We start from the raw sequence: 12,893 nt of genomic DNA on the forward strand, positions 1-12,893 counted from the left end.
TGGGCCGCCGAATTGAAGGTAGCAAACGCGAATGAATATGGTCACTGACGCCCAATCTCAGCTGGAGCATATGCAAAAAAAGCTAGATAAAGTACGCAAAGAGCAACAAGAGCTCGAAGACGTACGCGCCAAACAGCTTCAGGGACTGATTCAATTCTCAATGCGGCTGGGGCTGTGCTGTAAGGGCCAGAACCTGGAACTGGACACCCGCCTGGCCAAGATACGCCAACAGCTCTCCGATCCCAGCAACCTCGACAGCGCCCTGCCCGAGATGGGCGAACTGAGCCGGGCCCTGCAGACCCAGTATCAGAACAACCAGCGCGAGATCGAGCATAACCAGCAGTCAATGCAGCAGCTCGCCAGGCAGCTCGCCAGCCTGAGCGGCATTCCGGAGAAGCTCAAACGGGAACTCAAGTACTACCAGCAGGATATCCAAAAACCGATCCACACCATCTGGGAGATCATTCCCAGAGTCGAGCAGTTGGTGAAATACTACGAACAACTGCTGCAGGAGCGACTCGCCAAAGAGGATCGTATTCCCACCACCCCCAAGCACCGCCAACTGGCTCACGAACTGGCACAACTGCTCTCCGAGATCGAATTTCCCAACCAGTACGGTGAAGAGATCAACGCCATCAAGGCGATGCTCAGTGGTGATGTCCAGGTCGACCAACTGCTGGAGGCCTACAGTCAGGTGCTAAACATCCTGGTCTCGGAGATGGCCAAGGAGAAGAGCGCCTCCCAGCAGTTCCTGGCAGCCCTGACCGACTCCCTCTCGGTGGTGCGCCAGGCCATGGGGGAGAACTGGCAGGCCACCAGTAACAGCTTCAAGTCCAGCAGGGCATTCAACCAGAAGCTGAACAGTCACATGGGCCAGTTCAGCGATCAGGTGTCCGACGCCTGCGATCTGCAGACCCTGAAGGGCCAGGTGATCAATGAGCTGGCCTTTATCCGCCAGCAACTGACCAAGCGCGATGCCCAGGAGCAGAGCGAGTTTCAGGCATTGAAACTGAGCATCCAGAAGATGCAGGCGGAGATTAACAGCCTGACCGCCGAAGCCGCCAGCTACAAAGACAAACTGATTGAGCAGCAGCGGCTAAATCAGGTGGATGCCCTCACCCAGCTCCCCAACCGCGCCGCCCTGGATGAACAGCTCAAGCGCGCCTATCGCCAGTTCAAACGGTACGGTCACGATCTTTGGGTGACGGTGGCGGACATCGACCGCTTCAAGAGCATCAACGACAACTTCGGCCACACCACCGGGGACAAGACCCTGCAGGTGGTGTCCATGGCCCTGAAAAACTCGCTGCGCAAAGAGGAGTTTGTTGCTCGCTATGGCGGTGAGGAGTTCGTGGTGCTGCTGCCCGGCCTGGACCGGGAGCAGGTGCAGCAGGTACTGAATCGCATCCGTGAACGGATCAAGGCGATCCCCTTCAAATTCCGCGACGAGCGGCTCTCCATCACCGTCTCCATCGGCGCCGCCAAGGTGGGCGCCAACGAGACCATCCAGGAGACCTTCGAGCGGGCCGACGCCGCCCTCTACCGGGCCAAGCGCCAGGGCCGCGACAAGGTAGAGATGGACGACTGAGAGAAAACAAATCCATAGCACATTGAAAAATAAAGGCTATCCTAATTAGACGGGTGGCCTTTTTTATGACTGCCTTTAGGGCTTGTTGACCTTTGGTGGTGAAGGCTTGGCCGAGGATAGCGGCCCCGCAGGGCGTAATGCCCCTCCCAAAGACACACTCACCCCGATTGATCTCCGAGTCCCCTGGTACCGCAGAAGACTAACGTTGACGCAAAGCGATTCAGCAAAGGTCAACAAACCCTAATAACAATAGGAGGTGCCCATGCAGGTACAGATCAGGCCCAGGGGAAGCCTGGTGCAACTTTCCCAGCTGGAGGTGGAGCGACTGCAGGAGAGTGCCGCCTCGGACCTCTACCAGCTATACCGCAACTGCTCCCTGGCCGTGCTGGCGTCCGGCGCCCATACCGACGACACCACCCAGCTTTTCTCCATGTTCAGCGAATTCAAGATACGCATCCTGCGCCGGGAGAGGGGGATCAAGCTGGAGCTGACCAACCCGCCCCCCCAGGCCTTCGTCGACGGCCAGATCATCCGTGGCATCCAGGAGCACCTGTTTGCCGTGCTGAGGGATATCCTCTATATCGGCGATCGCCTCGACGCCCTGCGCCACCTCAACCTGACCAACTCCTACCACATCACCAACCTGGTGTTTGAAACCCTGCGCAACGCCAAGGCACTGCCCGCCGAGGCGGCACCGGACATGGTGGTGTGCTGGGGCGGTCACAGCATCAGCCGGGCCGAGTACCAGTACACCCGCGAGGTGGGGTACGAGCTGGGACTGAGGGAGCTGAACATCTGCACCGGCTGCGGCCCAGGCGCCATGGAGGGGCCGATGAAGGGGGCGGCCATCGCCCACGCCAAACAGAGGATCAAGGATGGCCGCTTCGTCGGCCTGACCGAGCCCTCCATCATCGCCGCCGAGCCCCCCAATCAGATCGTCAATGAACTGGTGATCCTGCCGGACATCGAGAAGCGTCTGGAGGCGTTTGTTCGCCTGGGCCACGCCATCGTCATCTTCCCCGGCGGCGCCGGTACCATGGAGGAGCTGCTGTACCTGATCGGCATCCTGCTGCACCGGGACAACGGCGATCAACCCATGCCGCTGATCCTCACCGGCCCCAGGGAGAGTGCCAGTTACTTCGAGGAGATCGACCGCTTCATCGTCTCCACCCTGGGGGAGGAGGCACAGCAGTTGTATCGCATCATCATCGACAATCCGGAGGAGGTGGCCAAACACCTCAAACAGCAGATGCCGGTGGTCCAGCAGCATCGCCGCCTTATGGGCGACTCCTACACCTACAACTGGTCACTGAAGATCGAGCCGGAATTTCAGCTGCCCTTCATCCCGGACCACGAGGCGATGGCCAACCTCAACCTGGTGCCCCAGAAGAACGCTGCCCTGCTGGCGGCGGATCTGCGACGGGCCTTCTCCGGTATCGTCGCCGGCAATGTCAAGCCGGAGGGGATGGCCCAGATCCGCAGCTCGGGCCCCTTCCAGCTCTATGGCGATCCCAACATCATGAAAAAGATGGACAAACTTCTCGCAGCCTTTGTCGGCCAGGGTAGAATGAAGCTCGATGGGGAGTACACCCCGTGTTACGAGATCCACAATGTCCGCCAAAGTTCTGCTCATTGACGCCCTGAACCTGGTCCGCCGAATCCATGCGGCGGTCCCTCAGGGAGACCGAGACGCCCTCTACGAGCGCACCCAAGCCGCCTGCCATAAGATGATTCGTCACCATGGCGTCAGCCATGCGGTGATGGTGTGGGACGGCGAGAACAGCCACGCCTGGCGCCAGGGGATCCACCCGGAGTACAAGTCCCACCGCCCAGCCATGCCCGACGAGCTGGCCCAGACCCTGGCCGACCTGCGCCAGGCCCTGGACCGGATCGGCATTCACTCCATCAGCCTGGCGGATACCGAGGCGGATGATGTGCTGGCCACCCTGAGCGATAAGATCCTCAAGGCGGGTGGCGAGGTGGTGCTGGCCTCCACCGACAAAGGGTTCTACCAGCTCCATCCCATGGGGGTTCGCCAGTGGAATCACTTCGACCAGTGCTGGATGGATGAGGCGTCCTGCCTGGACCGCTTCGGCCTGCCGCCGCCGCGAATGCTGGAGTACTGGTCCCTGGCCGGAGACAGCGGCAACGGCATCCCCGGCATTCCCGGCATCGGCGCCAAGACCGCCAGCCGGCTGCTGGCGGAGCACCCCATCACCGACCTGTTCAGGGAGGGCGTGGTATCAGGCAAGACCGGCGAAAGGCTGCGGGCGGGCTACCCCATGGCTCAGCTAAGCTACAAGTTGGCAAAGCTCAGATGCGGGCTTAAGCTGGATAGCAGCCTCAATCAATTCAGAATACCCAGAACCACACCCGGATAAGGACAACCACATGGCCAACCTAACCCTGATCACCGGTGCCAACCGGGGCATCGGACTCGAATTCTGCCGACAGTACCTAAGACACGGCGACACCGTCATCGCCTGCTGCCGTCACCCTGAACAGGCCGAGACGCTGCAGCAGCTGGCCGAGCAGTACCCCAGCCAGCTGGAACTGGTGGCCCTGGAGCTGGCCGAACCGGCCCAGTTTGACTCCCTGTCCGCCTACCTGGGGGAGCGCACCCTGGACAGGCTGATTCTCAATGCCGGCGTCTACGGCCCCAAGGGCCTGGCCTTCGGCGAGTACCAGCCGGAACACTTCGAGCTGGTGATGCGCATCAACGTCGCCGCCCCGATGCTGCTGACTCAGGCCCTGGCGGCCAACCTGGGCCAGGGAAGCAAGCTGGCGCTGCTCTCCTCCAAGATGGGATCCATCACCGACAATGGCAGCGGCGGCAGCTACGCCTATCGGGCCTCCAAATCGGCACTTAACGCCGTAGGCAAAAGCCTGGCCATCGACCTGCAGGCGCGCGGTGTCGCCGTCGCCCTGCTCCACCCGGGCTGGGTGCAGACCGACATGGGCGGCCCCAACGCCTGGATCACCGCCGAGGTGTCGGTGCGCGGCATGCGCCACGTCATCGAGCAGCTGACCCTGGTGGACAGCGGCACCTTCTACAACTACGACGGTACCGAGCTGCCCTGGTAGCTCCATTGTTAACAGAGTGTTTCCCGGCTGTGGAAAAGGCGGCCCGACGAGGGTAAAGTAGGGCCGCTCTCTCTTTTAGGAAGTGACCATGGAACCGCGCCGCAATACATCCAGTAATATCCCTAAAATCATTGGTTTGATCATTGGCGGCTATGCCCTGTTTGCCGCTCTGGTGATCGCCTTCTACGACCCCGCCCCCGTCACCCCGGCAGAGATGGACTGGGAGGATCGCCAGCTCTTCAATCAGAACACCATCGCCGGCCTCTCCCTCGGCGATGCCAAGAAGCAGGTGATGGAGACCCTGGGCGCCCCCAACTTCAATGACGCCCAGATCGTCGACGGTGTGGAGATGCAGCTGGTGCGCTACCGCACCCACCATGTCAGGAGCGACGGCGAGACCACCGAGGACGAGTGCACCCCGTTGCTGTTTGTCTCCGGCAAACTGGTCGGCATCGGCGACCACGCGGTGGAGACCTACATGAACAACGGCCTGCCCGAACTGCCCCAGGTCAACGCGGCCAACTGACCGGCTCCGCCCAACGCAAAAGCGCACCAGATGGTGCGCTTTGTGTTGCCGGAGATCCCCGCTCCTACTCCTCGGCCTGGCGCTTGAGATAGGGGACCCCGTCACTCCACCACTTGGGCACAGGCGCCCCCTTGAGGTAGTGATCGAAGAACTGCTTCATCTTGACGCTGTAGTCCAGCTTGTTGGGGTACTTCTTCAGGTGGTGAGGCTCCCCCTCGTACTGCAGCATTACCACAGCTTTGCCCGCCCGGCGCATCGCCATGTACAGCTCAATCCCCTGGGGGTAGGGCACGGCGTCATCCTCGTCACCGAACATGATCACCAACGGAGTGTCGATGCGATCCACATGGAAGATGGGGCTGTTCTCCACATAGAGATGGGGGGCCTCCATCAGGGTCTTGCCGATGCGGGACTGGCCGGACTCATATTGGAACTGGCGGGTGAGGCCGCTGCCCAGGCGGATGCCGCCGTAGGCGCTGGTCATGTTGCTCACCGGCGCCCCGGAAACCGCGGCGGCGAAGATGTCGGTCTGGGTGATCAGGTAGGCGTCCTGGTATCCGGCCCAGGAGTGGCCCTGGATGCCGATGGCGCCCGCCTGGGCGATACCCAGGTCGATCACCTTCTGCACCCCGGGCAGCATTGAGGCCAGGGAGGACTGACCGGGATGACCCACCTCGAAGCGGATGTCCGGCAGGAATACCGCATAGCCGTCGTTGACATACTGGGCGAAGTTGGGCCTGTGGTTCAGGGCCATCTGCGGAAAATGGTGCAGACGCTGGCTCATGAAGCGGTAGAAGTAGACCAGGGTCGGCAGCGGCTTATCCCCCTGGTAGCCTGGCGGGGTGATCACCACCCCGGAGAGGGGCTTGCCGTCGTTGGAGCGCCAGTGCACCAGCTGGGCCTGGCCCCACTCCAGCCCCTGGAGCTGCTCTCCGAGACGGCTGACAGGCTTCAGGCTCTTCACCTGGCTGCTGGTGGCCAGCAGATCCGGATAGAGATCGTAGCGCTGCTTACTGAACAGAAGGGTGTCGGCGTCCTCCGCCTTGACCACGAAGCTCAACTTGTACTCCCCCTGCTGGGCCCGCTTGAGACTGGCATCGGCCAGGTTCAGGTGGTACACCCCTTCGCGCTTGTCGAAGTCATTGTAGCCGTGTACCAGCAGCGGCCTGGCGCCATCTACCAGATCGCTGCGCGGGTCGGTGTCGATCACCCGGTACTGCCACTTCACCTGCCGTCCCCGAGTCAGGGCGCTCAGCTTGCCGGTGGTGGCGTCCAGACGCCAGATGTCGAACTTGTCGTACACCAGCACCCCAGTACCATTCGCCAGCCAGGGGCCGAAGCCATAGCCCGGCGCCGGCGAGGGGTAATCATGATCCTCGTTGGCAAAGCCCGCCTCGGGGCCACCCACCACCTCGGTGGTATTGCCGCTGGCAATGTCGTGGCGATAGAGCCGGCCACGCACATACCAGGCAACGGCATTGTCCAGGGGGGAGAGGCTGGGAATGTCGTCCTTGCCCGCCTGGGTCACCAGCAGTCGGCGCTCACCGCTCTCCATGTCCATCAGGTACCAGTCCTGGTAGAAACCGGCCCAGGAGATCATCTTCAGGTAGGGCCTGTCACTGCTGGCCAGCAGGTAGCGGGGGTTGTCGGTGACCTTCACCTCCGGCACCGCGCCATCCGCCAGCTGGACAAAACGCTTGTCCTCCAGGTGCCAGACACCGACGTAGTTGTGCTTGCGGGCCTTGGGGTACTCCTTGATTTCGTTAGTCTTGATCCGTGGGTCATCCCCATGCCAGACATTGAGCGCCACCCGGGAGCGCAGTACCTCAATATCCTGAAGATCCTCGTCGCCCTTCAGCTGGCGAATCTCCCCCTCCTTGGGCAGGGGCAGCTGCCGCCCCACAAACAGTCGCTGGCCATCGCGGCTGAAGTGCAGCTTGCTGTGTTCTGTCACCAACATGCCGTCATCCGGCAGCGGCAGGGCATTGGCGGGGCGCGCCCCCTGGCCCAGCCACAGCTGGTGAGCCAGCTGGTGATCCTCCTCCGTCCTTAGGTAGGCGGCGGTAAAGGCGACCGCCTCGCCGGACTCGTCGATGGCCAGGCTGGCCGCCCCCCAGTCCTGGCGCTGCCACAACACACTGTCCTGACCGGCGTCCAGCGCCCGGCGAATCACCGCGTTGGCCACCCCATCCTCATGGCTGGTGCTGTAGACCAGCACATTGGCCTCCCGGGCCAGGGCGAAATGGGTCACCGCCGCCAGCGCCAGCTCAGAGCCGTTTTTCAGGTCCAGCAGCAGGGCACGGCTGCCCAGCTTGTCGGCATCGATGGCCTCATCATCCTTGGCCTCCTCCTTGTCCTCCTCGGCCTCTTCGGCCTTGAAGCTCAGCATCAGGAAACGGCCGTCGGCGGAGAAATCCGCCTTGGTGACCGCCTCGAACAGCCGCTGTTCGCCGGTGGCGGTGTTGACCATGATGCGGTCCACCGCCATCTTGCCCGCCTTCTTCTTGCCGGCGTTCTCCTGTTTCCACAGCGGGGCCTTACGCTCAAACAGGGCGTAGGCGCCGTCGGCGCTGAGCATGGGCTCGACGCCACGCTCCACCTGCCACAGGCCGCCGTCCAGGCCCCGAACCAGGCCCCGAGGTTCTCCCCGATCCGGCTGAGCCACATAGGCCACCCACTGGCCATTGTCGGCAATCACCGGATTTTTCAGGGTTTCAAAGTTCATGATCTGTTGCAGGGATAGGGGCGCCGCCGTGGCGGAGGCGCAGGCCAGCCCGATCAGGGCGGCGAGGGGATGCCAGATCCTCAAGAGTGACTCCTAAATGGTAATGATACCAGCGTATTGAATATCTGTTCATTCAGCTGACATTTAACGGACTTTAGGCAAGGCAGGCAAACAAAGCTCTAGTGGCCCTAAAGTGAGGTTGCCTAACGCAGCATAAAGCCCGTTAAATCAGCCCGGAGGGAACGCCTCAGTGCCACTGACTCGTTGTTGTGACTGCTTGAAAGAGGCCCACTATGTCTTCGCAGCCACGCCTAGATTCAGTGGCACTGAAACGTTCTGAATGTGTACAGATATCCAGTGCACTTGGTATAAAAGTTCCTTTCGACCTTTCTCTAGCTGTAACCACAGCGTTAAAAAAGGTAAGATGGCGCCCGACTATGCTAACAAAGCCCCCGATAAGAGTCACAAAAATAGAGGGGCTGGATCATTGAGACCTATGGAAGGATGTATCCATGTCTAAACGCAATATCACGGTAATCCCCGGAGACGGGATCGGTCCCGATATCATCGAAGCCACCCTGAAGGTACTGGATAAGGCCGGGTGTGATTTCAACTACGAGTTCGCCGATGCGGGTCTGACCGCTCTGGAAAAGCACGGCGAGCTGCTTCCTCAGAAAACCCTCAACCTGATTGAGAAGAACCGCGTCACCCTGAAGGGGCCACTCACCACCCCCATCGGTGAAGGCTTTACCTCCATCAACGTGACCCTGAGGAAGAAGTTCAACCTCTACGCCAACGTCCGTCCGGTGCTCTCCCTCAAGGGTACTCAGGCGCGCTACGATAACGTCGACATCATCACCATCCGCGAAAACACCGAAGGGATGTACTCCGGCGCCGGCCAGCGAGTGAGCAACGACGGTGAGACCGCAGAGGCGATGAGCATCATCACCCGCGAAGGTGCCGAGCGCATCTGTACTTTCGCCTACGAACTGGCCCGCAAAGAGGGTCGCAGGAAGGTCACCGCGGTCCACAAGGCCAACATCATGAAGTCCACCTCCGGCCTGTTCCTCAAGGTGGCCCGCGAAGTGGGTGAGCGTTACCCCGACATCCAGTCCGAAGAGATGATCGTTGACGCCACCTGCATGAAGCTGGTGATGGATCCCAGCCAGTTCGACGTCATTGTCACCACTAACCTGTTCGGTGACATCCTGTCCGACCTCTGTGCCGGCCTGGTCGGCGGCCTGGGCATGGCCCCCGGCGCCAACATCGGCAAAGACGCCGCCATCTTCGAAGCGGTCCACGGCAGTGCCCCGGACATCGCCGGTCAGAACCTGGCCAACCCCACCGCCCTGCTGCTGGGCGCGGTGCAGATGCTGGAGTACCTGGGCATGGGCGACAAGGCCGCCCGTATCCGTGACGCGGTCCGCGACACCATCGCCGCCGGCGAGCACGTGACCCGCGACCTGGGCGGCGAAGCGGGAACCACTGAGTTCACCGACGCCATCCTGGCCCGGCTGTAACGGGCGCACAGCAAAAGAGAAGGGGCCTGATGGGCCCCTTTTTTTGTCTCGTCCGTTTAGCGGATACGGTACAGATGAACGGTGATCTCTTCCCGGTCGTGGTAGAGGTGCTTGGCCTGCAGGCCGTAACGCACTCCGGCCTTGCGCAGCATGGCGGTCATCTCACCGAAACACTCCGCCACCGCCTGGTAGCGCTGCTTCATCGGCAGCTTCAGGTTGAAGATGGTCTCCTGACACCACCCCTCGATGATCCAGGTGGCCATCCGCGCCGCCACTCTGTGGGGCTTGTCCGCCATGTCACACACCATCCAGTGGATGCGGGGATCATCCGGCACAAACTTGAAGCCGTCCTCGGCAAAATGGGTCACCTGGCCGGTCTCCATCAGGCTGTCGGCCATGGCACCGTTGTCCACCGACGAGACAAACATGCCGCGGCGCACCAGCTGATAGGTCCAGCCGCCGGGGCAGGCGCCCAGATCCACCGCGTACAGGCCGCCGTGGAGTCGCTCCTCCGCCTCCTCCTCGCTCAGGAACACCAGGAAGGCCTCATCCAGCTTCAGGGTAGAGCGGCTGGGGGCATCGCTGGGGAACTTCAGCCTGGGGATCCCCATATAGAAGGGGGAGCCATTGTCGGAACGGCTGTAGCCGACGTAGCCATTCTGGTTGTCGATCAGGAACAGGTGGATGCGCGGCATCTTCTCCCGCTCCTGGGCGGTGAGGATCCCCTGCTTGCGCAACCCCTGACGCAGGGGCACGGTCAGTTTCTTGCAAAACGGCAGTACCTGACGGTAGGCGTCGCCGTCGGCGGACTCCACCCACAGCTTGCCCGCCTTGGGCAGGGACTTGGCGTGGGCCAGCACCGCTCCGACCCGGTCTCCCAGGGGCATGTCGGTCAGCTGTCCCACCACGCAGAACCAGCTGCGGGCAAAGATCAGCCGGTGGAAATCCAGCTCGTGCATCAGCTTGTCGGCGTCACCGTTCTGGTAGCACTCGAACAGCACGAAGCCGGAGTCCTTCTCCAGGCGGGGAAAGCCGTACACCTCCAGGGTAGCGGCGCTGTCCTGGATCTCGGCTGCGCACTCCTTCTCAAAACCGGGGCGGCAATGCAGCAACAGGGTATTCATGCCACTCTCTCCCAACGCCATACGGCGACAAACAGCAGTAACCAGGCCAGGATCAGCAGGATGCCGCCAAGGGGAGTGATCAGACCGATCCCCTTGGTGCCCAGCAGCACCAGGGCATAGATGCTGCCGGAGAAGCCGAGGATCCCCAGCACCACCAGCGCACCGCCCCAGGCCAGCAGCCTGGAGCTGTTACTGCGCATCCACAGGGCCACCGCCATCAGCAGCAGGCAGTGGAAGAACTGGTAGGTCACCGCTGTATTGAAGCTCTCCACCAGGTGCGGCGGCGCCACCTTGGCGAGTCCGTGGGCACCATAGGCGCCCAGGGCAGTGGCCATGGCCCCGCCGAAGGTGGCCATGGCCATCAGGGCTCTTTTCATCATCTCTTTAATCCTAAAATAAAGGCCCGGCAGGTAGCGGCGGCACGCTGGAGGTTCACCTCCTCGGTGACACCGCTGGCCTTCCTGGGCTTGAATCCATGGTCACCATCGGTGACGTAGTCGAGGCACACATGGGCCGGCAGGGTGATCGCCTCCAACTCAGAGCGGTTACCGAAGCTGTCCCGCTCCCCCTGCAACACCAGGGTGGGCGCCTGACCCAGGGTCAGCGGCTCCAGTCGCCAGTTGTCCGGTTTCCCCACGGGATGGAAGGGGTAACCCAGGGCGATCACCCCATCGACGGGGTGGTCCATGGCCCAGGTGGCACTGACCCGGCCTCCCAGGGATTTTCCCCCCACCGCCAGGATGCGGTCATGCCGGCGGTACTGTGCCACCAGCTGGTCAAGCGCCTCCAGCAGGCGCGGCATTCTATCAGGGGGACGTCGCCTGTTGGTAGCCCGGATGGTCTGCATATAGGGAAATTCGTAACGCACCACACACAGGTCGTCACCGGCGATGGCCCCGGCCATGGTAGCCATGAAGGGGTGGTCCATGCCGGCGCCGCTGCCATGCCCCAGCAGCAGCCAGTGTTCGGCCTCGGGATTGCCGTCGATTCTAACCATGCTCTCTCCTCAGGGTTCGTAGACCGGTGCCGGGATGGGATCCGATTCGTTCTCCTGGCGGAAGGTCTCCACCATCCACTCCCGAAACGCCGAGATCTTGCCCAGGTCCGCCTGGCTCTCCTGGCACACCAGGTAATAGGCGTTCTTACTGGGCAACACCTTGTCGATGGGACAGATCAGTCTGCCCGCTTCGATGTCGGGCCGGGCCAGCACCGAGTAGCCCAGGGCCACCCCGTGACCGTGGATCGCCGCCTGCAGCACCAGGGAGGAGTGGCTGAAGATCGGTCCCTGGCTGACGTTGGGCAGCTCCACTCCGGCCATCTTGGCCCAGGTCTTCCAGTCGCGGCGAGACATGTCGTGCAGCAGGGTGTGCAACTTGAGATCCCCGGGCGCCTTCAGGGGCTTGGAGCCGGCAAGCAGCGAGGGCGCGCACACAGGTACCAGGGATTCCGCCCTGAGCATGTCTGCCCGCAGGCCCGGCCACTTACCCCGGCCATAGTAGATGGCCACATCCACATCGTCGGACAAGGATCCCTCATCCATATCCACCGCCTTGATGCGTACATCCACCTCGGGATGTAGCTCGGAAAACTTGGCCAGGCGGGGCACCAGCCACTGGATGGCAAAGCTGGGCGCCAGGCTGACGGTCAGGGAGCCGCTGGCGCTGCGGGCCAGCAGCCGCTCGGTGGCATCACTGAGTTGGGTGAACAGATCCTTGATGTCCAGGAAGTAGCTCTGACCCTCCTCGGTAAGCAGTAAGGAGCGGTTTCTGCGCCTGAAAAGTTTTAATCCCAAAAACTCTTCCAGGGCCTTTATCTGGTGACTGATTGCGGCCTGGGTCACAAATAACTCTTCTGCCGCCCGCGTGAAGCTAAGGTGGCGGGCGGCCGCTTCGAAGGCCTTGACGGCGTTAAGCGGAGGCAGGCGGCGGGACATAAGGTTACCTCGAGGTTACCGGATAAGATTTTCTAATACCGAATATTATATTAAATCGTTTGTTATCACTATGCCGTCCGGCTATTTTTCACCCCGTAAACGCACTGAATTTGACCTTCTTCCTGAAACGACGAGGCCCGACATGACCACTTTAAGCCTGCTTATCCCCACCGTAGTTGCCGTTGCCATGCACAACCCCATGGCTCAGCCCGAAGCGGTAGAGTTTAACCTCAACGAGATTCATCAGCAGATCGAGCTACAACTGGATCGCCAGGTTCAGCAGATGCAGGCCGAACAGGCCACCATGGAGCTGAGCGAGCCCCTGGAGCTGGCGACCCAGCCCGCCCCCAAAGCCACCCTGGCCGACTGAGACTCGCAAGGAAGAAGCCCTGT

12 protein-coding genes are annotated in these 12,893 nt (G+C 61.7%); 7 read left to right on the forward strand and 5 right to left on the reverse strand.

From position 1 onward, the window contains the following. Window positions 1-37 precede the first annotated feature (37 nt). The 5 genes from FCL40_RS08965 to FCL40_RS08985 all read left to right on the forward strand — a co-directional run bounded on the left by FCL40_RS08965 (window position 38) and on the right by FCL40_RS08985 (window position 5,198). A complete protein-coding gene (locus FCL40_RS08965; protein WP_324614072.1) occupies window positions 38-1,588 on the forward strand; it encodes a diguanylate cyclase in 1,551 nt (516 codons plus the stop codon). A gap of 262 nt (window positions 1,589-1,850) precedes the next feature. Next, a complete protein-coding gene (gene ppnN / locus FCL40_RS08970; protein WP_136852918.1) occupies window positions 1,851-3,224 on the forward strand; it encodes a nucleotide 5'-monophosphate nucleosidase PpnN in 1,374 nt (457 codons plus the stop codon). Continuing rightward, complete coding sequence (locus FCL40_RS08975) at window positions 3,199-3,969, forward strand: 5'-3' exonuclease H3TH domain-containing protein (RefSeq protein ID WP_169307055.1); 771 nt, start codon at window positions 3,199-3,201, stop codon at window positions 3,967-3,969. Before ppnN ends, FCL40_RS08975 begins: the two co-directional genes overlap by 26 nt. Before the next feature lie 10 nt (window positions 3,970-3,979). Continuing rightward, on the forward strand, window positions 3,980-4,672 hold the full coding sequence (locus FCL40_RS08980; protein WP_136852922.1) for an SDR family oxidoreductase: 693 nt from the start codon (window positions 3,980-3,982) through the stop codon (window positions 4,670-4,672). 88 nt (window positions 4,673-4,760) lie between these two features. Next, entirely contained in the window at window positions 4,761-5,198 is a 438-nt protein-coding gene (locus FCL40_RS08985; protein ID WP_136852924.1) for a DUF3192 domain-containing protein, read from the forward strand. 64 nt (window positions 5,199-5,262) lie between these two features. On the opposite strand, the gene FCL40_RS08990 is transcribed toward FCL40_RS08985, so the two are convergent. After that, a complete protein-coding gene (locus FCL40_RS08990; RefSeq protein ID WP_136852926.1) occupies window positions 5,263-8,007 on the reverse strand; it encodes a S9 family peptidase in 2,745 nt (914 codons plus the stop codon). 428 nt (window positions 8,008-8,435) lie between these two features. On the opposite strand from FCL40_RS08990, the gene FCL40_RS08995 reads away from it, so the two are divergent. Further along, the gene (locus tag FCL40_RS08995; protein ID WP_136852928.1) at window positions 8,436-9,443 is read left to right on the forward strand and encodes an isocitrate dehydrogenase; all 1,008 of its coding nucleotides are present in this window, start codon (window positions 8,436-8,438) and stop codon (window positions 9,441-9,443) included. A 56-nt stretch (window positions 9,444-9,499) separates the two neighbouring features. Here the strand turns inward: FCL40_RS08995 and rlmM are convergent, their stop codons facing one another. The 4 genes from rlmM to FCL40_RS09015 are packed head-to-tail and all read right to left on the reverse strand — an operon-like array spanning window position 9,500 to window position 12,500. Next, the gene (gene rlmM / locus FCL40_RS09000) at window positions 9,500-10,567 is read right to left on the reverse strand and encodes a 23S rRNA (cytidine(2498)-2'-O)-methyltransferase RlmM (RefSeq protein ID WP_136852930.1); all 1,068 of its coding nucleotides are present in this window, start codon (window positions 10,565-10,567) and stop codon (window positions 9,500-9,502) included. Further along, window positions 10,564-10,947, reverse strand: a complete 384-nt coding sequence (locus tag FCL40_RS09005; protein ID WP_229360302.1) for a DUF423 domain-containing protein — start codon at window positions 10,945-10,947, stop codon at window positions 10,564-10,566. Before FCL40_RS09005 ends, rlmM begins: the two co-directional genes overlap by 4 nt. Then, window positions 10,944-11,564: an alpha/beta family hydrolase gene (locus FCL40_RS09010; protein WP_136852932.1), complete on the reverse strand. Its 621-nt coding sequence runs from the start codon at window positions 11,562-11,564 to the stop codon at window positions 10,944-10,946. Before FCL40_RS09010 ends, FCL40_RS09005 begins: the two co-directional genes overlap by 4 nt. A 9-nt stretch (window positions 11,565-11,573) precedes the next feature. Continuing rightward, entirely contained in the window at window positions 11,574-12,500 is a 927-nt protein-coding gene (locus FCL40_RS09015) for a transcriptional regulator GcvA (RefSeq protein ID WP_136852934.1), read from the reverse strand. Window positions 12,501-12,642: 142 nt separating this feature from the next. On the opposite strand from FCL40_RS09015, the gene FCL40_RS09020 reads away from it, so the two are divergent. After that, complete coding sequence (locus FCL40_RS09020; RefSeq protein ID WP_136852936.1) at window positions 12,643-12,870, forward strand: hypothetical protein; 228 nt, start codon at window positions 12,643-12,645, stop codon at window positions 12,868-12,870. Window positions 12,871-12,893 lie beyond the last annotated feature (23 nt).

It is taken from the genome of Ferrimonas sediminicola, assembly GCF_005116715.1.
Classification (GTDB): domain Bacteria; phylum Pseudomonadota; class Gammaproteobacteria; order Enterobacterales; family Shewanellaceae; genus Ferrimonas; species Ferrimonas sediminicola.

What these genes read in the sequence shown, in the direction of transcription:
- FCL40_RS08995 (WP_136852928.1), top strand. Translation starts at nt 8,436, where the DNA reads ATGTCTAAACGCAATATCACGGTAATCCCCGGAGACGGGATCGGTCCC.
- FCL40_RS08975 (WP_169307055.1), top strand. Translation starts at nt 3,199, where the DNA reads ATGTCCGCCAAAGTTCTGCTCATTGACGCCCTGAACCTGGTCCGCCGA.
- FCL40_RS09015 (WP_136852934.1), bottom strand. Translation starts at nt 12,500, where the DNA reads ATGTCCCGCCGCCTGCCTCCGCTTAACGCCGTCAAGGCCTTCGAAGCG.
- FCL40_RS08985 (WP_136852924.1), top strand. Translation starts at nt 4,761, where the DNA reads ATGGAACCGCGCCGCAATACATCCAGTAATATCCCTAAAATCATTGGT.
- FCL40_RS09020 (WP_136852936.1), top strand. Translation starts at nt 12,643, where the DNA reads ATGACCACTTTAAGCCTGCTTATCCCCACCGTAGTTGCCGTTGCCATG.
- ppnN (WP_136852918.1), top strand. Translation starts at nt 1,851, where the DNA reads ATGCAGGTACAGATCAGGCCCAGGGGAAGCCTGGTGCAACTTTCCCAG.
- rlmM (WP_136852930.1), bottom strand. Translation starts at nt 10,567, where the DNA reads ATGAATACCCTGTTGCTGCATTGCCGCCCCGGTTTTGAGAAGGAGTGC.
- FCL40_RS09010 (WP_136852932.1), bottom strand. Translation starts at nt 11,564, where the DNA reads ATGGTTAGAATCGACGGCAATCCCGAGGCCGAACACTGGCTGCTGCTG.
- FCL40_RS08980 (WP_136852922.1), top strand. Translation starts at nt 3,980, where the DNA reads ATGGCCAACCTAACCCTGATCACCGGTGCCAACCGGGGCATCGGACTC.
- FCL40_RS08965 (WP_324614072.1), top strand. Translation starts at nt 38, where the DNA reads ATGGTCACTGACGCCCAATCTCAGCTGGAGCATATGCAAAAAAAGCTA.
- FCL40_RS09005 (WP_229360302.1), bottom strand. Translation starts at nt 10,947, where the DNA reads ATGATGAAAAGAGCCCTGATGGCCATGGCCACCTTCGGCGGGGCCATG.